This is a genomic window from Enterococcus sp. AZ048, assembly GCF_051715125.1.
Classification (GTDB): domain Bacteria; phylum Bacillota; class Bacilli; order Lactobacillales; family Enterococcaceae; genus Enterococcus_A; species Enterococcus_A gilvus.
This window is the reverse complement of sequence record NZ_JBIOTD010000002.1, coordinates 600,981-621,628: the sequence shown is the minus strand read 5'-3', so window position 1 is coordinate 621,628 and position 20,648 is coordinate 600,981. Positions and strand designations below refer to the sequence as shown.

Annotated in this window: 18 protein-coding genes and 2 riboswitches; of the genes, 11 read left to right on the top strand and 7 right to left on the bottom strand. The window is 43.5% G+C overall.

Translation table 11 applies throughout. From position 1 onward, the window contains the following. Nucleotides 1-3 precede the first annotated feature (3 nt). Together IGI66_RS16795 and IGI66_RS16790 are read right to left on the bottom strand one after the other, a co-directional pair. Nucleotides 4-783 (bottom strand): ABC transporter ATP-binding protein, encoded by a 780-nt coding sequence (locus IGI66_RS16795; protein WP_010778632.1) that lies wholly within the window; start codon nt 781-783, stop codon nt 4-6. Between the two features lie 63 nt (nt 784-846). Next, nucleotides 847-2,604: an ABC transporter permease subunit gene (locus IGI66_RS16790; protein ID WP_438849669.1), complete on the bottom strand. Its 1,758-nt coding sequence runs from the start codon at nt 2,602-2,604 to the stop codon at nt 847-849. A gap of 56 nt (nt 2,605-2,660) precedes the next feature. Then, nucleotides 2,661-2,829: riboswitch (M-box (ykoK) riboswitch) on the bottom strand. 348 nt (nt 2,830-3,177) lie between these two features. Between IGI66_RS16790 and IGI66_RS16785 the strand changes: the two genes are divergently transcribed. The 5 genes from IGI66_RS16785 to IGI66_RS16765 all read left to right on the top strand — a co-directional run bounded on the left by IGI66_RS16785 (nt 3,178) and on the right by IGI66_RS16765 (nt 9,264). Continuing rightward, nucleotides 3,178-3,858: a response regulator transcription factor gene (locus IGI66_RS16785; protein ID WP_438849668.1), complete on the top strand. Its 681-nt coding sequence runs from the start codon at nt 3,178-3,180 to the stop codon at nt 3,856-3,858. Next, nucleotides 3,851-4,840: a sensor histidine kinase gene (locus IGI66_RS16780; protein ID WP_438849667.1), complete on the top strand. Its 990-nt coding sequence runs from the start codon at nt 3,851-3,853 to the stop codon at nt 4,838-4,840. Before IGI66_RS16785 ends, IGI66_RS16780 begins: the two co-directional genes overlap by 8 nt. An 82-nt stretch (nt 4,841-4,922) precedes the next feature. After that, on the top strand, nt 4,923-5,603 hold the full coding sequence (locus IGI66_RS16775; protein WP_010778628.1) for an ABC transporter ATP-binding protein: 681 nt from the start codon (nt 4,923-4,925) through the stop codon (nt 5,601-5,603). A 2-nt stretch (nt 5,604-5,605) separates the two neighbouring features. Further along, nucleotides 5,606-8,176 carry an ABC transporter permease gene (locus IGI66_RS16770; protein WP_367379015.1) on the top strand — a complete coding sequence of 857 codons (2,571 nt, stop codon included), beginning with the start codon at nt 5,606-5,608 and terminating at the stop codon, nt 8,174-8,176. Nucleotides 8,177-8,358: 182 nt separating this feature from the next. Further along, the gene (locus IGI66_RS16765) at nt 8,359-9,264 is read left to right on the top strand and encodes a LysR family transcriptional regulator (protein WP_367378947.1); all 906 of its coding nucleotides are present in this window, start codon (nt 8,359-8,361) and stop codon (nt 9,262-9,264) included. Between the two features lie 47 nt (nt 9,265-9,311). Here IGI66_RS16765 and IGI66_RS16760 read toward each other — a convergent pair whose 3' ends face one another. Next, nucleotides 9,312-10,436, bottom strand: coding sequence for an LCP family protein (locus IGI66_RS16760; RefSeq protein WP_367378946.1), 1,125 nt, complete (start codon nt 10,434-10,436; stop codon nt 9,312-9,314). Nucleotides 10,437-10,517: 81 nt separating this feature from the next. Beyond that, a riboswitch (M-box (ykoK) riboswitch) is annotated at nt 10,518-10,686 on the bottom strand. Nucleotides 10,687-11,110: 424 nt separating this feature from the next. Here IGI66_RS16760 and IGI66_RS16755 point away from each other — a divergent pair. Further along, complete coding sequence (locus tag IGI66_RS16755; RefSeq protein ID WP_367378945.1) at nt 11,111-12,721, top strand: Nramp family divalent metal transporter; 1,611 nt, start codon at nt 11,111-11,113, stop codon at nt 12,719-12,721. Continuing rightward, nucleotides 12,714-13,139: a universal stress protein gene (locus tag IGI66_RS16750; protein ID WP_367378944.1), complete on the top strand. Its 426-nt coding sequence runs from the start codon at nt 12,714-12,716 to the stop codon at nt 13,137-13,139. Before IGI66_RS16755 ends, IGI66_RS16750 begins: the two co-directional genes overlap by 8 nt. A 60-nt stretch (nt 13,140-13,199) precedes the next feature. On the opposite strand, the gene IGI66_RS16745 is transcribed toward IGI66_RS16750, so the two are convergent. The 4 genes from IGI66_RS16745 to IGI66_RS16730 all read right to left on the bottom strand — a co-directional run bounded on the left by IGI66_RS16745 (nt 13,200) and on the right by IGI66_RS16730 (nt 16,127). Continuing rightward, on the bottom strand, nt 13,200-13,571 hold the full coding sequence (locus tag IGI66_RS16745; RefSeq protein ID WP_314575619.1) for a YxeA family protein: 372 nt from the start codon (nt 13,569-13,571) through the stop codon (nt 13,200-13,202). 174 nt (nt 13,572-13,745) lie between these two features. Further along, complete coding sequence (locus IGI66_RS16740) at nt 13,746-14,768, bottom strand: LPXTG cell wall anchor domain-containing protein (protein ID WP_438849666.1); 1,023 nt, start codon at nt 14,766-14,768, stop codon at nt 13,746-13,748. A 121-nt stretch (nt 14,769-14,889) separates the two neighbouring features. Continuing rightward, nucleotides 14,890-15,819, bottom strand: a complete 930-nt coding sequence (locus IGI66_RS16735) for a DNA/RNA non-specific endonuclease (RefSeq protein WP_438849665.1) — start codon at nt 15,817-15,819, stop codon at nt 14,890-14,892. Nucleotides 15,820-15,857: 38 nt separating this feature from the next. Then, nucleotides 15,858-16,127: a hypothetical protein gene (locus tag IGI66_RS16730; RefSeq protein WP_010778619.1), complete on the bottom strand. Its 270-nt coding sequence runs from the start codon at nt 16,125-16,127 to the stop codon at nt 15,858-15,860. Nucleotides 16,128-16,329: 202 nt separating this feature from the next. On the opposite strand from IGI66_RS16730, the gene IGI66_RS16725 reads away from it, so the two are divergent. From IGI66_RS16725 to trpA, 4 genes are read left to right on the top strand one after another with little or no spacing between them, the layout of a single operon-like run. Continuing rightward, the gene (locus IGI66_RS16725; RefSeq protein WP_438849664.1) at nt 16,330-18,366 is read left to right on the top strand and encodes a BglG family transcription antiterminator; all 2,037 of its coding nucleotides are present in this window, start codon (nt 16,330-16,332) and stop codon (nt 18,364-18,366) included. Continuing rightward, nucleotides 18,363-18,635, top strand: a complete 273-nt coding sequence (locus IGI66_RS16720) for a PTS sugar transporter subunit IIB (RefSeq protein ID WP_086304534.1) — start codon at nt 18,363-18,365, stop codon at nt 18,633-18,635. Before IGI66_RS16725 ends, IGI66_RS16720 begins: the two co-directional genes overlap by 4 nt. Nucleotides 18,636-18,646: 11 nt before the next feature. Next, nucleotides 18,647-19,927, top strand: coding sequence for a PTS ascorbate transporter subunit IIC (locus tag IGI66_RS16715; protein WP_086304535.1), 1,281 nt, complete (start codon nt 18,647-18,649; stop codon nt 19,925-19,927). Then, a complete protein-coding gene (gene trpA / locus IGI66_RS16710; RefSeq protein ID WP_438849663.1) occupies nt 19,927-20,619 on the top strand; it encodes a tryptophan synthase subunit alpha in 693 nt (230 codons plus the stop codon). Before IGI66_RS16715 ends, trpA begins: the two co-directional genes overlap by 1 nt. The last annotated feature ends 29 nt before the right edge of the window (nt 20,620-20,648 follow it).

The window sequence follows — 20,648 nt, the reverse complement described above, 5'->3', positions numbered from 1 at the left end:
GTACTATGCTTGCATTCGCCGAATCATTTCCTTGGTGATTTGTTCGACGATAGGGAGGATCGTTTTAGGAGAGCGTTGATTTCTTGGGATCGTGATTGGATAGATTTTAGCCACGCGACCGGGGTTGGCGTCCATCAAAACAACACGATCGGAAAGCTGAACGGCTTGTTGGACATCATGGGTGATCATGACGATGGATTTGGTCGCGATTTGATTGCCTAACCAGATTTCTAATAAATCATTGGACAACTGGCTGGCGGTCACGATATCCAATGCTGAAAAGGGTTCGTCCAACAGCAGCAGGCTCGGCTCGATCGCTAAGGCACGGGCAAATCCGACACGCTGCTTCATGCCGCCCGAAAGTTCCCGCGGGTAGGCTTTTTCAAAGCCCTTCAATCCGATCATTTCGATCAGATTGCTGACGCGCAAGCTGATTTGTTCTCGTGATAGGCCTTCTAGGCTTTCCAATCCAAAACTGATATTTTTCTCAACAGTCAACCAAGGAAAGAGGGCAAAATGTTGAAAGACCATGCTGATGTTTGCATCGGGTTCCGTGAGGGTCTTGTTTTCAAAGGTGATCACGCCTCTTGTTGGCTGGAGGAGTCCTGCGATACTTCTTAATAGGGTTGATTTTCCTGTTCCAGACTGACCGATGATACTTAAAAATTCATTGGTTTGTACTGTCAAATCAATATTTTCTAGGACTTTTAGTTGTTCCTTGCGTCCTTCGATTTCAAATTCTTTGCTTACCGCTCTTACATTTAATAATTCTGTATTTTCCATTGTCTTCTTTTGTATAAATTGAGAGTCGACTCATTTATACGTCTCCTTTTTCTAATTATTCTTTTAATAATGAAATTTTTCCTTTGCTGCTCGGTACAGGGGCTGCCAGATAAAAGCAATGCAAAGCCCGACCATAAAGCACATGGCTAAGGTTCCTAACGCGGACTTGTTCTTTATACCGTCATTCACTGAGATGTATTGCCCCAAGCCGTTTACGCTGATGGTCTTTTTTCCCCATTGGATACTTTCTGCAGCGATATCGGCATTCCAAGCGGCCCCCGCAGCATTGATGATGGCGGTGATGATGTAGGGCAAGATCGAAGGGATCAGGTACTTGACCCACCACTGCCATTTTGACAATTTAAACAGCTTAGTCACGTCGCGGATCTCATCAGGTATCGCTAAATAACCGGCGATCACATTAAAGAAGTAATACCATTGGCAGCCGACCATGATGAGGGGGAGAATCCACCATTGAAGCTTATTTGCGCCCATACTGATCACGATAACGATGAAGGGCGTATAGACATTTGAAGGAATCGACCCTAAAATCTGCCCGATCGGCTGAACAATATTGAGCCGCCGATTGTCACTTGCGACCCAAATGGCTAATGGCGTAAAAATAAGTCCGGCGAAGAGCATCGCCAAAGTTACGCGAAGGGTGGTGTAAAGAGTCAATCTTGGAATCATGCTGAAATCTTGATGAGGCAAGAAATGATAGAGCTTGATCGAACTATAGATAACAACAATAGCGAGGCCGACATACCAAAGTGTTTTAAAGAAATTTCGGAACTTTGCGACCCCTTTATATACTCGGTCCAAATGGCAGGTGTACCAAAAGGCGGGGAGCCTGTAGAGCCAAAAATGAGCAAATTTGCGAAAGCCTTTTGCGATTACCTTGGATAGCGTCGCATGTTTCAGTAAACGATAAACGACAGATTTTGGTGGGACGGAGCTTTCAACATCTGCTTCATATTTGAAGTAGTAAGTCGCCCGCACCAAAGGCTGGAAGATGAAGAAATTGAGAATAACGATATTCAACAATAGCGCTAGGACAGCCCACAAGCAGGCTCTGAAGTCGGCGCGGTCCAAAGCGACTTGAATGTAAGAACCGATCCCCGGCAGAAACAGTGTGGTATCTTTTGGCAGCGCGACTGAAGCCTGTTCACTGGCAACTAGGGCAAACCATGCGGCGGTCTGAGAGATGATCACATTCCACAATAAGCCCGGTATCGCGTAAACAAACTCCAGACGCCAAAATTTTTCCCATGGATTGAGCTTGAATTGATCGGCCACGTTCGATAGATCGGCAGGGATGACCTCCATGATCTGATACAAGGTCAACATGATATTCCAAGCTTGACCGGTGAAAATCGCGAAGACCGCGACGCATTCTGCCCCCAAAACATTTCCTGGAAAGAGGCCAAGCAACCAAGCCGTCGTAAAGGTCAGAAACCCTAGCAACGGTACGGATTCAAGAAAATTGACCATAGGCAAAATAATTCGTCTAGCCGTTTTGTATTTAACCGCGAGTATTCCGAAAATGAAGGAGAAAAGAAAGGACCAGATCATTCCAACGATCATACGGAACATCGTCCGAACAGAGAAATACCAAAGATTCGAGACCGATAAAAAATCATGGGAAGACCTTGCGGTGGCTAAGGAGTCTTCGGATGGCAGGATCTGGATCGGGCGATTCATCTTAACTAAAGAAAAAATGAGAATAAAGGAAAAAAGTGCAACGATCAGCAGGAGGGTGAGATTCCCGATGCTTTTCGAAAGTACCGCCTTTTTCTGGGGTGTTGCGCGTAAAAATTTCAATACAAAAACCTCCTAAATAGTCATATTAAGGAGGCCGCGCTGAATAAAGGGACAGAGAATAATCACGATAATTGAGCTTTGGCTTTCTGAGACGTAAGAATGAAATTTCTAGTTATCTTGGAAAAGCCTTAATTCGACAATTCCTGCTTTACTCGTTACTGTCTCTCGACATTTCCGAGCGATAACCTGTGTTCTTCAGAGTAACCTCACCTAATATGATTCTATTTTGTTGTGCATATTTATCTTACGCGTGGAAGGAGAGAAAGCAATTGGGAATTGGAGGAGGAAGAAAGTGGAGCGTCCAAGATCCTTTTGAGGTCCCTCTTCATGAGCTATTTCGTTTTTTTGCCAAATGCTTTCCAAAAATTTCAGACATGGATACTTAAACGATGGAAGTTTCTTCTGAAAAAACAATCGATAAACGTTGTTATTTTATTTGTGGTTACCACTGTCCATCATTTATTTAAAGGCATGCAAACGAATTCGTTGAGGGGGAGAACACGGAGTTGAATTCGCTTTAAAAATTTTTGGTGGTAGAATAAAGAGGATAAAAACAACGGAGGAGTCTGACTGATGACACATATATTCTTAGTAGAAGACGATCGATCTATCGCCAAAAATTTAATCACGTTATTACAAACAGACGGGTTTTCGGCGACACATGCGGCAACAAAAAGGGAAGCCCTCGAGCACCTAGAACAACAGCAGTTTGATCTCGCGTTGGTTGATATTTCACTTCCAGATGGAAATGGGTTTACGGTTTGCACAGCAATCAAAGGGGAACAGGATATTCCAGTTATTTTTTTGACGGCTTCTGGCGATGAGGCGAGCGTTGTGACGGGATTGACCATGGGAGCGGATGATTATATTACTAAGCCGTTTCGCCCACGGGAGTTGTTGGCACGAATAAGGAATGCGCTGCGAAAATACGACCATAGCAAAGTCCGATTTGAGGTGTTGGGGCTGCGTGTCGATCCTGCGAGCGGGATCGTTCAAAAGGATGGTCGTGAGGTATTTCTTTCTGCATTAGAATATCGTTTGCTGCTGGTATTCGTCAACAATCCTCAAAATATTCTTACGCGTGAACAATTGCTGGACGAGCTATGGGATACGACTGGTGAATTTGTGAATGACAATACGTTGACCGTATACATCAAGCGGTTGCGGGAGAAGATAGAAGAGGTTCCTTCCAATCCAAAAATCATTTTGACCGTCCGTGGCATCGGCTATCGGCTAGGTGGCATCAATGGGTAGAAATCGAGAATTTCGAGTATTCGCACGGCTGTCGTTACTTGTTGCTGCGATTTTAACGGGGATCGGTTTTTATTTTGGAACAGTCTCTGGGATGCTGGTTTTGATAACAGCATTTCTTTTCGGGTGCCTTTTTTTCCTAGCCACACGTGCTCGATACCAGCAGATCGCACAAATATCTGAACAAATCGATCGCGTTTTACACAATGAGGACCATTTGTTCATCGATGCTCTGGAGGAGGGAGAGCTGTCGGTTTTGCAAAGTGAGATTGCTAAAATGACACTGCGCATTCGGGAGCAGAACGCGGCACTTCAAAAGGAAAAAGAAAATTTAGCAGATTCTCTCGCGGATATCGCTCATCAATTGCGTACCCCTCTGACCGCCGCCAATCTCTTATTAACTTTGGCGAAGGATAAAACGGGGGATAAGGAGCAGAAAGGGACACTGAGAGAAATCGAAGTGTTGCTATTTCGCATGGATGGACTGATTACAGCGTTGCTGAAATTGTCACGATTGGATGCGGATGTCGTAGAATTCCATCAGGAAAAAGTGAATCTTCAGGAATTGATTGATCGATCTTTGCGCCCCTTTTTAGTTACACTGGATCTTCATGAAATTCAAGTGGAACGAGCTGTTCCATCCACGTTGTCGATTTATGGCGATCCAATCTGGCTTTCAGAAGCAATTCAGAATATCGTCAAAAATTGTATCGAAAGTATCGGTGATCAAGGAGAAATCACGGTCTCAGGAACGGAGAACCCCTTGTATACGGAACTCACGATCCATGATTCAGGCGAGGGTTTTGAAGCATCGGACCTGCGACAGGTGTTCGAGCGTTTTTACCAAGGACAAAATGGTGAAAAATCTGGGTTTGGCATCGGCATGTCCCTCAGCCACTCGATTATCAAACGTCAGGGAGGGACGATCGTGGCGAAAAATCACCCTGATGGCGGTGCACTGTTCGTCCTGCGTTTTCCCAAGTGACGAATCTCTCACTTAGAAGTCACCGAGCTGAAAGGTGTTGCTTCTATTATATAGGTGAACCATGTGAAAGGGGGCTCATATAATGGAGCTGTTGCGAATCGAACATCTTAGTAAAGTGTATGGAAAAGGGGACAATCGAGTGGTTGCCCTAGACGATGTGTCCTTGACGATCGAAAAAGGAGAATTTGTTGCGATCATTGGAACATCTGGGTCAGGTAAATCGACGCTATTGCATATGATCGGAGGCGTGGATGTCCCTACAAGCGGGAAAATTTATTTGGATGGGCAAGATGTGTACGCGCAAAATAATGAAAAACTGGCTATTTTTCGGCGGAGACAGGTAGGGCTGATTTATCAATTTCACAATTTGATCCCGACGCTGAATGTCGTAGAGAACATCACGTTACCTGTTTTAATGGACAAACGGCGAGTGAACCAAGAACGGCTCAACGAATTGTTAGAGTTGCTGGGATTGAGTCAACGCAAAAATCATTTGCCCAATCAATTGTCAGGTGGACAACAGCAGCGTGTCTCTGTTGGACGCGGATTGGTCAACGCGCCAGCGGTTTTATTGGCGGATGAGCCGACAGGAAGCTTGGATAGTAAAAACGGGCATGAAATTCTTACTCTCCTGAAGATGAGTAATCGAAAGTATGGTCAAACCTTGATCGTGGTGACCCATGACGAGGAGATCGCGCTGCAGGCAGATCGCATTATCGGTATCTCTGATGGACACGTGGTACGAGACGAGAGGCTGGTGTGACCATGAATATCTTCAATAAAATCACCCTGCAAAGCATGAAAAAGAACCGTACAAGAACATTGGTGACGATCTTGGGGGTTCTGCTATCCTCAGCAATGATCGCTGCGGTAGCTACCTTTGCGCTTTCGCTGCAACATTATATGGTGAAGGGGGCGGAGCAAAAATATGGCGGCTGGCAGGTAGCGTTTCAGGATACTACACCTGATTTTGCCAAAAAGCAGGAAACGGACACGGCCGTTGAGAAAACAGCCACCTTCGAGGACATTGGTTACGGCAAGCTTGAGGGAGGAAAAAATCCAAACAAGCCGTATCTTTTTGTGGCAGGTTTCAATCAACAGACCTATGGGAGCTTACCCATTAAGCTGTTGTCCGGAAGATTGCCGAAATCGAGTGAGGAGGTCGTGATCCCAGCGCATATCGCCGCGAATGGCGGCGTCCGCTATTCGATTGGTGATACTTTGTCGATCCGTTTGGGTGAACGGAAAAAAGGGACAAGGAGACTCACCCAGCATGATACTTATGATCAGGAAAAGAAAGACAACGAATCTTTGACGGATACCACACTAAGAAACTTTAAAGTCGTGGGTATTTGTGAGCGACCAGGATTTGAAGAAAAGGGAGCTCCTGGGTATACGGTGATTACTCTCGGAAATAATGCGGAGAAGTCTGATCCAATCAGTCTCTTTGTCACACTGAAGCACCCTCGAAAAGCCCGCTCTTTTGCTAGAAATGTAGCGGGGAACACCCCGTACACGTTGAACGATGAAGTATTGCGTTTTATCGGTGCTTCCGACGACAAGGTCTTCAATATGCTGCTGTATTCGATTGGTGTGATCTTGATTGCGCTGATCATGGTCGGTTCTATCTTCTTGATCTATAATTCCTTTACGATTTCGTTGAATGAGCGAATGCATCAATTCGGAATCTTGGCTTCGATCGGGGCAACACCGAAGCAGTTGAGAAATTCAGTTTTGTTCGAAGGACTTTGTATTGGCGCGGTAGGGATTCCTTTAGGGACATTAGTGGGTCTTTTAAGTATCCAGATCGTCATCACGATCGTGGCTAAAAACTTTCGCAACATTCTCTATGCGAATATACCATTAACAGTCACGCTGTCTGTTCCAATCTTATTGGCGGCAGCGGCAGTCAGTCTGATAACCATTCTGATCTCCGCATATATCCCTGCGAAAAAGGCGGCAAGTACGCCAGTAATGGAAAGCATCCGTCAATCCAATGAAGTCAAGATCTCGCCGAAGGATATGAAGATGAACGCCTTTTCTGAACGACTATACGGATTGGAAGGGATGTTGGCGTTAAAAAATTTCAAACGGAATAAGAAACGTTATCGGACGATCGTTTTGTCTCTTGCGCTGAGTGTCATTTTGTTCGTGTCCGCGCGCTCTTTTGCCAGTAATATGCAGGAGTCCTCGAAGCATATGGTGGCACAATCTGATTATGATATTGTTCTGACCAGTTCGGAGCTGCCTGAACAAGAGCTGCTTCACCTGTATAAAAAGCTGCAGAAAGTTGAAGGCGTTACTACTAGTTCGTATCAGGCAATCGGGCAATACAATAGTCGCGTGAAGGCGCAGGATCTTTCTAAAGCCTATCTTAAAGGAAAGGATGCGACATCTGAGGATTCTAAAGAAGTGCCACTGGACATGCAATTTTTAGAGGATCATACGTATGCGCGTTTCGTTAAAAGTCTGCATTTGCCAATCGCGGATTATACTGGAAGCAATGGCAAGCTGATCGCTGTTGCTAAACAACGCATCGAGGGAGCTGAAGGAGAAGATACCCTTACCGACCTCTTTTCTAAGAAAGAGCTGCTGCTGGCGATCGCACCCCAGATCCAAGGAAAACCTGCTTGGGATCAGTCGCAAACAGTTCCTGTGACTTTTACGGATACGTACCAAGCCGACCCTTTGCCGAAGCAGTCCGTGGACAAGAAGCCTTACGTGTTTATGGTGATCGCTCCATATCAGAGGAGAGCTCAATTTTCGCCAGCAGGGGCGGATCAAACGATGGGATTGACCTTCTTATCTGATAACCCGGGACGTTCTGCTACGGAGATGAAAACAATCATCGATCAAGAGGGAATCACCGCAAACTATGATCTGTACAACGTGAGAGAAATCTTTGAGCAAAATCGAAACATGATTTTCGTGGTGAATCTTTTTAGTTCAGTCTTTGTCGTGATGATCGCCTTGATTGCGATCGCCAATGTGTTCAATACGATCTCTACGAATATCAAGCTGCGTCGGCGGGAGCTGGCGATGCTGCGCTCTATTGGAATGGGAGATCGTGATTTCACTAAAATGATGCTTTATGAGTGCGCCTTTTATGGCTGGCGCGCATTGTTATTGGGCGTTCCTGTCGCAAGTCTTCTTTCTTGGGTGATCTATAAGGGCATGTCGAAGGGGGGCGCTGAGATCAGCTTTCAATTTCCGTGGAGTGCCTTAATGGTCAGTATTCTAGGAGTCTTCCTGATCGTGGTGATCACGATGCTTTATGCAGTGAAGAAAATCAAAAAAGAAACGATAATCGAAGCGTTGCGGGACGATCTCGCTTAGGCAATCATTAAAGGTGCTGAAACACGAATCAAGTGTATCAGCACTTTTTTTAGGGAATTTCAAAAGCAATCTTTAATCTCTGTTAAAGAATGTGTGTTATTTAAAATTAACCCTTGCGTAATGTTAGGTGCAGGAGCAAAATTAGGTTAACCTAAAATTTAACGCAATGGGATGTGAAAAAAATGTCGATTGAAAAATTGGAGTACTTCTATGTTATTGCAAAATACAACAGCCTTTCTAAAGCCTCGCAGGAATTATTTGTTGGGATCTCATCTTTGAGCTCGGCGCTCAAAAGTCTCGAGAATGAACTGGGCTATGAGTTGTTTACCCGCTATGGCAAGAAGCTGATGCTAAGTGAAGAGGGAAAGGAGATTCTGCCTTTTGTCAAACGAATCATTGAAGAAGCGAGAAAAATCCATTTTCCGCTGTATCAACGGGTGGAACGTCCGACTTTCAAAGTGGGTGTCAGTGAATCGGTCTTCCTATTTGAAGCGGGGGAGTATCCTTGTACAAACGAAGCGTACACCGTCACCTACACCCATGCAGCGCCTTTAGCATTGTTGAATCAGTTGAAGCAAAAAGAGGTGGATCTAGTGATCACCAATAGTTTAGTGGATGACCCTCAACTGGAGCGTACGCCCTTGATCCGCTCAAAAATAGTCCTTGCGGCAAATTCTTCAATGATTCCTGCATTAAGCCAAGCAACGCCAGAGTCCTTGGCGAAACTGCCCTTTATTGTGTTAAGCGATCATCTAGGTCATCAGCAGCTAACGCAGCGAATGACCGATTATTTTCAAATCGCTCCTGAGTATCTGTATTGTCAGGACAGTTTAGGGATTCATAAGTGGCTGCACCTGCAAAAAGGCGTGTGTGTTATTCATGCGATCGAAAAGGAATGGCTGGCGAACGAATGGGTCCACTTTTTTTCATTGCCTCCTGCCTTGAGTCTGGAGTATTATTTATATAAAAATAGAAGCAATAGCGAGCTTTTTGGCATCGAAGAAGTCGAGGCGCACGTGAAGCAGCTATTCAAGGAGATTGCCCGCAAGGAAAATGACTGTTCAGAGAACGTTTCGTCTTATAAATAGAAAACAGTGTAAAAGCGCCTGATGCCTGCTTTTACACTGTTTTTTAGTTATTGAACAAAGCCGTTTTTAGTTTTGACGGTAGGGAGAGGGCCGGTCTCGGTGTTGCCCGCTGTGCCTATATACGTATTGCCGTTCAAAGAAGTAGATTCTTTGTCTTCGGCGTCCGCGTCTTGTACAGAGTAGTCACTTTGATAGAGGTATTCACCATTGGTATGGAAGGGATTTGTTTTTTTATCCCGTGCGTCCTTTGTATCGATCCCGAGACTGACGCGTAATTCATGACTCACATACTCGATACTATCTGGATAAAGTTCCACCATACTGCGTCCTTGATTGCTGAAGGTGCGCCAATCAAAGTCAACTCGTTGTTTTTCATAGCTGTTATAGAGCAGACCGCTTTTCATCAGGTCCATTAGCTGATCCGAGGTGATATCCGTTTGTATATTGTTATCGAAAGAGTCTATGATCTTAGTCAGATTTTTGACGGCTGTTTTAGAGGTCAGCTTTTTCCCCACGGCTTGAATGATCTCCTGTTGACGAAAGCCCCGCATGATGTCGTTGTCGCTATGCCGTTCTCTAGCATAGGAGAGCGCCTTTGTACCATCGACGTGCTGTTTGCCTGCATCAAAATGAATGGCACCGGGGCCGTCTTTTGTCACGCCGTCAAATGCGTGCTGCACATTGATATCGATCCCGTCGATGGCATCAATGAACTGAATAAAGGATAGAAAATTAAACACACAATAGTGATCGATCGGGATTTTCAATAGGTTTTCTACCGTGTTGACCGAAGCCGTCGGACCGTTGATGGTATAGGCGGCTTCTATGCGTTGATTGCCCTGATAGTTTTTTGAGCTGATGGGCACGAAGCTGTCACGCGGCAGGCTGCAAAAGGTGATTTTTTTGGTTTTGTGATTGACGGTAATGACCATCATCGCGTCCGTTCGAGTAGTACCCAGCTTTCTTTCGATCGTGTTATCCAATCCCATGACTAGAAAGGATTCGGTGTCTTTTTTCGTGGTTGTCTGGTACTCATTTTTGATGGGATGATACCCGTTGTCTAAGGTATTTCTCAAATGCTGATTGACAAATAAGGAATAGGCAGAGACTGAAATGGCGCACATCAATAGAGCCGTGAGGCATAGTAAAACAATTTTTTGCGAGCGTTTCATAATAAGTCGTCCTTTCGTGTAACAAATAAATATAGCAACAAAAAGGATCGTCTTCTGTGCTGCAACAAGAAGGCGATCCTTTACTGTCCTCTCATCGTCTGAGTTTTGGCACTATACAACGTAAAGAGAATTCTTAGCTATGTTTAGAAAAGCCTTAATTCGACAATTCCTGTTTTACACATTGGCGTCTTTCGACGTTTCTGCGCAATAGCCTGTGTTTGTATAGACGCCTCACCTAACAAGGTTATAGGGGCTGTTTACTGAGTATATAATAACGATATGTGTGAAATAAAAATAGCCGATTTATTTTTCTTAATAATATATTTAAAAAGGAAACTGAGATGAATGCATTGTTATATAAGGGGAAAGGCTTTACGGAAAAACCGAAAAGACAATAAATGCATAAATAAAAAAACGAATTAGGGGTTTTTATCGATTTTAAAATAACGATTTTCGTTTTTACGTGTGTGTTTATTTGACTAGAAGAGAAAGGGAGAAAAAAATCGCTAGGCAACGTATTTTTTGAAATAGGAAGCTGTATTTATAACAACCATTTAGTTATGCGCGGGCGCTTAATTGATGTGAGGGGAAAACAGCCCCTTGCTTAAAAAAATGAAGTGCGATATTTTAGGTATGCCTAAAAATATACACAAGGCTTGAAAGAAGGAATTTAGTTGAAGGCTACACATGAAAAGAACTCGGACACCGCTACCCGTAAGCATCATTTAATAGAATACGCCAATGGACCGTCGCTTGAAGAAATCAACGGCACGATCACGGTTCCAAAGGATCTTGGTTTTTGGCGAACGCTCTTTGCCTATTCTGGGCCGGGTGCGCTAGTGGCTGTAGGGTATATGGACCCAGGGAATTGGTCGACTTCTATCACGGGAGGGCAAAATTTTCAGTACTTATTGATGTTCGTTATTCTCCTCTCAAGTCTGATCGCGATGCTTCTGCAATATATGTCCGCGAAGCTGGGGATCGTTTCCCAGATGGATCTGGCGCAAGCGATCCGCGCTCGAACAAGCAAGACGCTGGGGATCGTTTTGTGGGTATTAACGGAGCTGGCGATCATGGCAACGGACATTGCGGAGGTCATCGGAGGGGCGATTGCACTGTACTTATTGTTCAACATCCCTTTAGTGATCGCCGTGTTTATCACCGTCTTTGACGTTTTACTGCTGCTATTATTGACAAAGATCGGCTTTCGCAAGATCGAGGCGATCGTTGTGGCACTGATCGTCGTTATTTTCATCATTTTTGCGTACCAGGTCGCATTGTCGAAGCCCGAATGGCGAGCCGTTTTTCAAGGATTGCTCCCGCGTTCAGAGGCGTTCTCTACGTCTCGTTCCGTCGCTGGACAAACACCATTGACTGGTGCCTTGGGAATTATCGGCGCAACGGTCATGCCCCACAACCTTTATTTGCATTCGTCGATCGTTCAAAGTCGAAAAATCAATCATGACGATCAAGAGGACATCGCACGTACGTTGCGTTTTTCAAAATGGGATTCCAACATCCAACTAACGATGGCCTTTTTCATCAATTCTTTGTTGCTGATCATGGGTGTGGCTGTGTTTAAAACTGGCAGCGTAGCCGATCCGTCTTTTTTCGGCTTGTACAAAGCCTTGTCTGATCCATCAGTCATGACAAATAGCCTCTTGGCGCAGGTTGCCAGCTCAGGAATTCTGTCGATCCTCTTCGCCGTCGCCTTGTTGGCTTCTGGACAAAATTCAACGATCACCGGCACACTTACTGGGCAAATCATCATGGAGGGATTCGTTCATATGAGAGTCCCAATCTGGCTTCGTCGTTTGATCACGCGACTTTTGTCTGTCATTCCTGTACTGATCTGTGTATTCATGACCAGCGGGAAAAGTGAGGTGGAGGAGCACATCGCCATCAACAATTTGATGAACAACTCGCAAGTTTTCCTCGCCTTCGCATTGCCGTTCTCGATGCTGCCTTTGCTGATGTTTACCGATAGCCGCGTGGAGATGGGGGAGCGTTTCAAAAATTCGTGGGTAGTAAAATTGCTGGGCTGGATCTCTGTAATTGGGCTGATTTTCTTGAATATGAAGGGATTGCCTAATCAAATCGAAGGATTTTTCGGCGAAACACCGTCTGCGGGGCAGGTACAGCTTGCGGATACCATCGCCTACGCCATCGTCGTTGTTGTTCTCTTGATGCTGGTTTGGACGACGATCGAATTGTACAAAGGAAATAAACGGTACGCGCAACAGCTTAATGCCGTCAAACATGAAGGGAAGAATGAAGATGAATAGTAAGAAAATCATGGTAGGCGTAGATGAGAGTCCTGATGCGCTAAAAGCCTTTCGCTACGCGATTCAAGAAGCGCGACACGAGATGGCTGAACTGCTGATCGTTTCAATTTTAGAAGAACAAAAGATAAATGTTTATCAGTCTATGGACAAAAATTACTGGGAGAAGGAAATGGAGGCGTTGAAAGAACGTTGTGCTGCCTACAAAAAGGAGGCACTTGAATATGGCGTGGTTCGTGTCACCGCGCTCGTTGATAAAGGCAATCCGGGGGAGCTGATCGTGAATAAATACATTCCAGACTACGAACCGGATCTCCTGATTATCGGCGCGAAGTCAACGAGTCGGATTCGAAATTTCTTCGGCAGCCAAGCTGCGTATATGGCAAGATATGCCAAGATATCAACAACGATCATTCGTTGAAACGAAGAATCGTCCGCAAAAAAAGTTCGTTTGTCAGTAGTGACAGACGAACTTTTTTCATTACCGCGGATCAATTTCCTTTAAAGCTTTTTCGGGGACTTGGTCGCGGCGGACTTCCTCGTAGGTCTCGATGTGGCTGCCTTTATTGGTCAGCTTCAAATAGCGATCGGTTTTTAATTCAGAGAGTCCATTGAATTGGACCGTCCTTGTTTTGCCGTTTTCATTGGCGGCGATTTGCTGGTAAGTAGCTGTGCCGTATCCATTGACGGATTGTGGTTTGGTTGTTTTTACATAGAGTTCACTTTTAGGAACTAACGGGTTAAGCTGATCCAAGATACCGGCTACCTCGCTAGATGAATTTTTTGAATAAAGCATTGCTCCAAATAGTAAAATGGCGATGCTGGCAAGAATGCCGAGTAGTTTTTTTATCATAGTTCTCATGATCGTCCTCTCAAATTTGATACTCTTAGCTTATCAAGAAAGACAGGAGCGAAAATCGGGCGGGAGTCCTATCTGCGCCTAACAAAACTGTCACACGTCTATTTTTTCAGCATCAAAATCACAAAAAAAGCCCCGCGATTCTGTTGATCGCAGGGCAGGTATTAGTTATTTTTTACGGTTGCGTCGAATCATGACAAATGCGATGATCACTAGAATAAGGACACCAGCGACAGTCAGCCATGTTCGTCTTTCTTCTCCAGTTTTTGGTAAGAAGCCGCCTTTGTCTTCTTTTTTGTCATTGTCTGAGGAAGCCGGCGTTTTGTTTTCAGCACTTTGAGTAGTTGAGGTGGCTGTGGTGCTTTCAGACGTCGTTGTCGTTTCCGTCGTACTGTTGGTGCCAGCAGCGCCATTTCGCACATCGTCTTTAGCTGAATAGCGGCTGATCCATGCGATGATGCCAGGGAAGAAGTCGCCATCTGCCGCGATCATTTTTTCTTGGATCGGAGAGATGTAGGTCAAGACGTTGGTCAATTCTTGATTACTCATTTGGCGAATCGCCATAAACGAGCTGTTGCTAGGGTAAACGGCTGCTAAATAGGCTTGCAGGCTGTCGATTTGGTCCACCATCTCGATAGCATTCTTGTAGTCACTTGGATTGTAATTTAAGATATTCTCGATCTTGCTCCAAGACAAGGTTTTGTCTTTGTAGAGCGCTTGAAGAATCCGAGCATAGCCGCCAACGTCTAAGCCGTAGGTATCTGTACCGATTCGTTGGCAAAGGGTCATGGCATTCAATAGCTGCTGATCAGTATAGCCGTCGACTTCGCTAGGAGACAGGATGCTTTTCATTGAATCGTCCTTCAGCATCTCACGGATTTTAGCGGGGTCTTGTTCATTGCCCACAGGATCGCTGCTTTTTTTCACGCCGGTTTCTTTTTCGATTTGATCGACGGTATCATCCTTTGCTTTCTCAATGTCCTTTACATCGCTGTTATTGCTTGGCGCTGTGCTTGATTCACCGTAAGCGTTCGACTCAACTGTTGCGCTGTCGCTGCTTTGAACGTTTGCAGGAGCTGCTTGTTCAGTCGTTGCAGGGGATTGCTCCGCTGTTGTAGAAGTTTCCGTTTCGGCCTTCACGCCTAAAGGGAATAAAAGCAATAAGGCTAACGCAAAAAATGTTCTTTTCAAAATGATCTCTCCTTTTCCAACTGGTTCTATAAATGTAAACAAAGTAATACGTTTATTTCGTAATATTATTGTAACATAAGAAATATATCTGTAAAGAAGAAATGTGAAAAAATTTTCAAAATTATTTTGCGGGGCGATAACCCGCTTTTTTAGCTTCATCAACGGTTTTGAACCAGGCTTTCGGATTCGTCGTGTTGTCATAATACTTACTGCCGGGAAGATGATAAACACCGCTTTTCGATCCTTTAATCAACCCTTTGCCGTTGCCGTCAACATAGCGTGCCGTCTCAGATTCTGAAGAGGCGCTAGAGGGCTGCGAAGTGTCACTGACGATGCTCGTTCCATCAGCGTAGTTTAGAGTGACCCCTTTTTGGACGTTAAAAATGTAAACATTGAAGTGCACTTCGTTGCTGTCGACGGATTGTGCCATCATGTGGACCCCTCGAGCCAGAAGCTCGTCTCCACGAAAAATCGGCACGACAGAATAGCGGACGTAATTCTTGCTGCTTTTCTCTAAATAATACTTGATATCCATTTCAAAGCGCAGCATTTCCGGGCTGTTCAATTGACGCGTGCCGGTAATCAAATTTTTCCAATTCGCATTTTGTCCGGTCAGCTGATAGCCGATCAAATGTGAACGATTAAAAAGGTATTGCCCGTTGATTTTTTTGTTGTGCCAGCCGGTGGGGGTGACACTGGCGATCTCGCCGCGTTTTTCCGTCGGCATCAGCTTTTTATTCAGCAGAGCTTCCGCGCCGGTTGCCCGATTCAGCCGATCCAGATCCCCATACTTTTCCCATGGTCCCTGTGCAGCGGCAAGGTCTTCTTCAGAAAAAGTCGGGTTGTTTTGGTTGATCTCGATCGTTTGCGTTCCTTCATAATCCAGTGCGGACAATTCCTGTTGTGTGGGATTTACCTGCGCTTGAGAGGGTGCCTGCGTGGTTGCCGGATCGGATTTTTTTGGTTCTGATCCAAGATTCATTGTGCTGTAAACAGCGAAACTAGCTGCCGCGATCACGATCGCAACAACTAGTTTAGTTTTCTTTGACAAGAGAATTGCTCCTATTCTTTTTTTACTTCATAGCCTCGTTATTCCGGTGCGCCGATGATCTTGATGTATTCATCAGGATTCATGATCTCAAAATGCTTTGCAACGAGCTGATTGCGCTTGTTGCGCCGCCCTTCGATATGGATCATATATTTATTGTCCGGCAGGCGGAACACATAACTAGATAAATAGCGGTCCTTGATCAAGACTTCAGTCTTATTCTCCCCATCGGTCATGATGAGCAAGGACATCATAATAGGCTTTTCTTGCAGTAAAATCGTTTTTTCTAGCAAACCGCGATACTCTTCCAACTAATCACCTCATTTTTTTATTCTTTATGGGTTAATTTTAGCATTTTTACTTAATAAATGCTCTGATAACGAAATGTCAAAGGCCGATCTCGTAAAGGGGCCTCTGAAAGGCCCTAGAACAGTTCCTTTCAAAAAGTTTGAAGCGAACTGTTCTTTTTCTGTTCGTGCATAATACCTTATACTAAATTTAGGAGGAACGCTTATGGATAATCGATTATCAAATTTATATACTTTGCTAGCAAAAAAAGGAACTGAAGTTGAAATCACTCAATTGGCCGAACGATTTCAAGTAAGTACGCGAACGATCTACAACGACATCAATAAGCTTAATGAAACACTCGCTGCGGATTCTCAAGAATTAATTGTTATAGACAAAGGGCGCGTGTATGCCACTGTAGAAAGTCCTGTGGCGATTGAAAAATTATTGCTCTTGAACAGTGAGTTTGTTAGTAGCGATAAATCTATTAGAAGAGTACGTATACTAGAATCTATTTTACTTTCAACAGAAATTTTCTGCACGGAAGATTTATTGAAAAAGACACTCATTTCTAAAAATACATTATTAAGTGATTTACAAGCGATTCGAAAAAAGCTTAGTGAAAACAACATTGATTTAGAGACGATTCCTTTTCGAGGGTACAGAATCAATGGTGAAGAGCGGAATATTCGTAATTTATTGGCTGCTACGGTTGAAAGAGATCCGTTGCTGTTTGAAACAGAACACTATAAGTTTGAACAGCAGGTATTACTAGACATAGAAGTATTTATAGAAAAAATTTGTCATAAACTAGGGATTCAATTGAGTGATGAGGCCATTCAAAAAGTGATTATTCACTTTTGGATCGCCAAGAAAAGAATGGCTCTAGGAAAAACGCTTTTGTCCGTTGCTGAAAAGGAATTATTAACGAGGGAGGAACACGCGCTTCGGGAACACCATAGGGAATTAGATGAGCTGTTCGATCATCAAATCAGTTCTATGGAGCTTAAGTTCTTGGCAAATAAGCTTTCTGAAGCCTCAATTACTAAGTACCAAGAATTATTATCTGACAAATGGGTGACATTCAATTTAGTTGTTGAAACATTCATTACAGCAGTGAGTGATGAACTTCCTGACGTAGATTTCAAAAGTGATCAAAAATTGTATGAAGGGCTGATCAATCATTTACGTCCTGCCTATCAGCGAACCTTAGCAAACGAAGCATTGGAAAACCCTATGTATGAGTATGTGTTAGAACATTACAAAACATTGCACGGAATCATTCGTACACATATTTTCCTGATTGAAAAAATGCTGAAGGTTAAGTTCACAGAGCACGAACTTAGTTTCTTTACGTTATTTTTTGCGGCTTCGCTAGAGCGTCAAAAATTTTATGTACCCCATAAAACAAAAATAGTGATTATCTGCCACGCCGGGATAAGTACCTCAGAGATTCTCAAAAGCAAAATAAAGAATATTTTTAATGTTGATGTAATTGAAACCTTTGGCGAAAAAGAAGGGATCAAATGGCTTGCAAATAATAAGGTTGACCTAGTCATTACTACGATTCCTTTGAAGCTAAAAAGCGTGCCCTTTGTTCATGTAAATCCTTACTTATCAGAGGAAGATATCGGGATCATCAGCGGATTCATCAAGCCCATCTACCATGAAGTCAGTCTAGAAAAATTAATCAGCATGGTGAAAAATTATGTGGAATTGACGCCTCAACAAGTAGAACAGTTATCAGAAGAGTTTGAAACCTATTTGAACCTTAAATCGGAGAAGAAATTGAAAAAGGAGTATCAACCTATGCTTAAAGAAATATTGACAGAGGATCTGATTGATCTTCACTATCTTGCGGAAAATCGTGATACAGCAGTCAGAAGAAGCGGCGAATTGTTAGTAAAAAGTGGTTTGGCAACTGAAAGTTACATTGATGGGATGTTAAAAAATGTTGAAATAAATGGCACGTACATCGTCATCGCCCCAGGAATCGCGATGCCTCACGCTCGTCCCGAAGAAGGGGCTTTAGATGTAGGCTTCAGTATTGTTACTTTGAAAGAGCCGGTCGTATTTGGGCATCCTAAAAACGATCCGGTAAGAATCGTGATTGGTCTATGTGCGGTGGATCATCAAACGCATTTAAAAGCGTTAGCGGAATTGGTAGAGATTTTGTCACACGAAGAAAATGTACAGCGTTTTCTAAACGCAGAAAAACCAGAAGAGATTTTAGCTATGATTAAAGGAGGAAAAAACTCATGATAAAGATTGTAACAGTATGTGGAGCAGGTGTTGGAAGCAGCATGATGATGCGATTGTTTACACAACAAATTTTGGATGCAGAAAAAATTGAGGCGACTGTTGATGCAGCGGATATCGGCTCTGTTGATCCAAATAGTTATGATATTTTGATTACCACATCAGATTTTGCGGACACACTGAGAGAATCAACAGCGACTATCGTACGTATTGACAATATGATGGATAAAGAATATTTAAAAGAGCAATTATTAAAAGCGATTAATGAATAGGAGGTCTAAACATGTCGGTCTTTTTATATTTGGTAAATAATGTATTAAGCCAAGCCGTTTTTATTATTGGGATGGTCGTTATTGTCGGAATGGTCGCTCAGAAGAAATCGTGGGATCAAATTCTACCTAGTACGCTAAAAACAATGATCGGGTTCACCATGATCAATGTCGGCGGGCAAACATTAGGGGTGGCTCTGCTGCCACTACAGCAAATGATTTCTAAAGTATTCGATATGCAGTCCTTTTCATCCAATATCGGTGCTGCTCAAGCAGAAAGCTTTGCGGATATCGGCACAGAAATGGCGCTGATCTTTGCGTTTGGTTTTTTGATCAACCTGTTGCTGGCACGTTTTACTCGTTTTAAATATGTTCATTTATCTGCTCATGTGTCCTTTTTCTTTGCAGGCTTGATTGCAGCTTTGCTGAAATTCAATACGAATTTGTCGTTTACTAGCATCGTTGCTGTAGGTGCAGTCCTCTTGGGATTATATATGACTTTGAGTTGTGCTTACGTAGCCGTTTGTATAAAAGGGGTCAAAGGTGGAGAAGGATTTACTTTAGCCCACTCGAGTTCTTTTGGGTTGCTGGTTGCGACTTTACTGGCTAAAGTTTTTGGAAACAAAGAGCATGATTTAGAACAAATGGAAATTCCTAAAAAATTAAACTTTTTAAGAGAGATGACGATTGCCTTAACATTGGTTATGACCGTGTTGTTTTTAGCCGTTAGTCTTTTTGCAACACCTAGCTGGACAATGGAAAATGTTACCGGTGGTCAAGATATTTTTGTCTTTTCTTTATTACGCGGTGTTGAATTTGGTATGTGGATCACGGTTATCATCACAGGTGTAAGGATGATGCTCTCAGAGATCATTCCAGCATTCCACGGAATTGCGAATAAAATCATTCCAAATTCAAAGCCAGGTCTCGATATTCCCTTGCTGTTTCCTAACTATCCAACCTCAGTGATTGTTGGTTTCTTGTGTAGTTTGGTGTCTGGCTTAGTAGGCATGCTGCTTCTAGGGGCTTTAAATTATCCAGTCGTTGTATTTCCAGCGTTGATCCCTACCTTTTTTACAGGGGCAGCAACAGCTATTTTTGGAAATGCCCACGGCGGACGAAGAGGTGCGATCATCGGCTCATTGGCAAATGGCTTTCTCTTGATTTTTGGTCAGGCGTTCTTACTTCCGATGGTGGGCAGTTATGCCCCGATCATGCGCATTCTCAGTGAGACCGATTATACTGTATATGGTCCAATATTGGGTTGGGTACTTCAACTGCTTGGAGGTGCTTAATGAAAAATCTAGTGTTGTATGTGACGTTCGGTTATCCAACAAAACAGAAATTTTTTGAGATTCTAGATACAGTTGAAAAATTTAACGTAGGGTATGTTGAACTAGGGATTCCTGTTTTCGATCCTTATTTAGACGGAACGACGGTCAAAGAATCGCAAGCAAAAGTCCTCTCCGACTTGAGCACTGAAAAAATCACTTCGATGCTGAGTGAGATACGGGAACGCTATTCCTTCAAAATTATTTTAATGACTTACTCTGAAGGTGTTGAACAGTTTAACTTGCGGCGGCTTTCTAAAAATTTGTATGACGCACTTTTATGTGTGGATAAAGTGCTAGATAGAAGAGATTTTTCAGGATTTGTCCATATCTTTAATCACACAATGTCAAAGGCAGAAATAGATCCAAAATTATCTCAAAGTGCTCAATTCATTTATTTAGTTTCTGGAGAAGGAAAAACAGGTGAATTTGCTCATTTGCCAAGTGAGTATACTGAACTACTGCCTTACGTGAAAAAGAATACTGCATTGCCTGTGTTCGTCGGCTTTGGAGTAAAAAGTCCAGAGGACATTCTTAGCATTTTGAAAAATGGTGCAGATGGAGCAATCATTGGCTCTGAATTCATCAATCGTTACAATAAAGAGGGCATCACAGGGATAGAAAGCTATCTAAGTGAGATTCAAACAGCTTATTAGCAGGGACTTACTTCACTATTAGTGAAGTA

Excerpts from the sequence above, each read along its gene's own strand:
- IGI66_RS16795 (WP_010778632.1), bottom strand. The coding sequence starts at position 783 with ATGGAAAATACAGAATTATTAAATGTAAGAGCGGTAAGCAAAGAATTT.
- IGI66_RS16770 (WP_367379015.1), top strand. The coding sequence starts at position 5,606 with ATGAATATCTTCAATAAAATCACCCTGCAAAGCATGAAAAAGAACCGT.
- IGI66_RS16715 (WP_086304535.1), top strand. The coding sequence starts at position 18,647 with ATGTCGGTCTTTTTATATTTGGTAAATAATGTATTAAGCCAAGCCGTT.
- IGI66_RS16725 (WP_438849664.1), top strand. The coding sequence starts at position 16,330 with ATGGATAATCGATTATCAAATTTATATACTTTGCTAGCAAAAAAAGGA.
- IGI66_RS16785 (WP_438849668.1), top strand. The coding sequence starts at position 3,178 with ATGACACATATATTCTTAGTAGAAGACGATCGATCTATCGCCAAAAAT.
- IGI66_RS16745 (WP_314575619.1), bottom strand. The coding sequence starts at position 13,571 with ATGATAAAAAAACTACTCGGCATTCTTGCCAGCATCGCCATTTTACTA.
- IGI66_RS16750 (WP_367378944.1), top strand. The coding sequence starts at position 12,714 with ATGAATAGTAAGAAAATCATGGTAGGCGTAGATGAGAGTCCTGATGCG.
- trpA (WP_438849663.1), top strand. The coding sequence starts at position 19,927 with ATGAAAAATCTAGTGTTGTATGTGACGTTCGGTTATCCAACAAAACAG.
- IGI66_RS16775 (WP_010778628.1), top strand. The coding sequence starts at position 4,923 with ATGGAGCTGTTGCGAATCGAACATCTTAGTAAAGTGTATGGAAAAGGG.
- IGI66_RS16780 (WP_438849667.1), top strand. The coding sequence starts at position 3,851 with ATGGGTAGAAATCGAGAATTTCGAGTATTCGCACGGCTGTCGTTACTT.
- IGI66_RS16765 (WP_367378947.1), top strand. The coding sequence starts at position 8,359 with ATGTCGATTGAAAAATTGGAGTACTTCTATGTTATTGCAAAATACAAC.
- IGI66_RS16720 (WP_086304534.1), top strand. The coding sequence starts at position 18,363 with ATGATAAAGATTGTAACAGTATGTGGAGCAGGTGTTGGAAGCAGCATG.
- IGI66_RS16760 (WP_367378946.1), bottom strand. The coding sequence starts at position 10,436 with ATGAAACGCTCGCAAAAAATTGTTTTACTATGCCTCACGGCTCTATTG.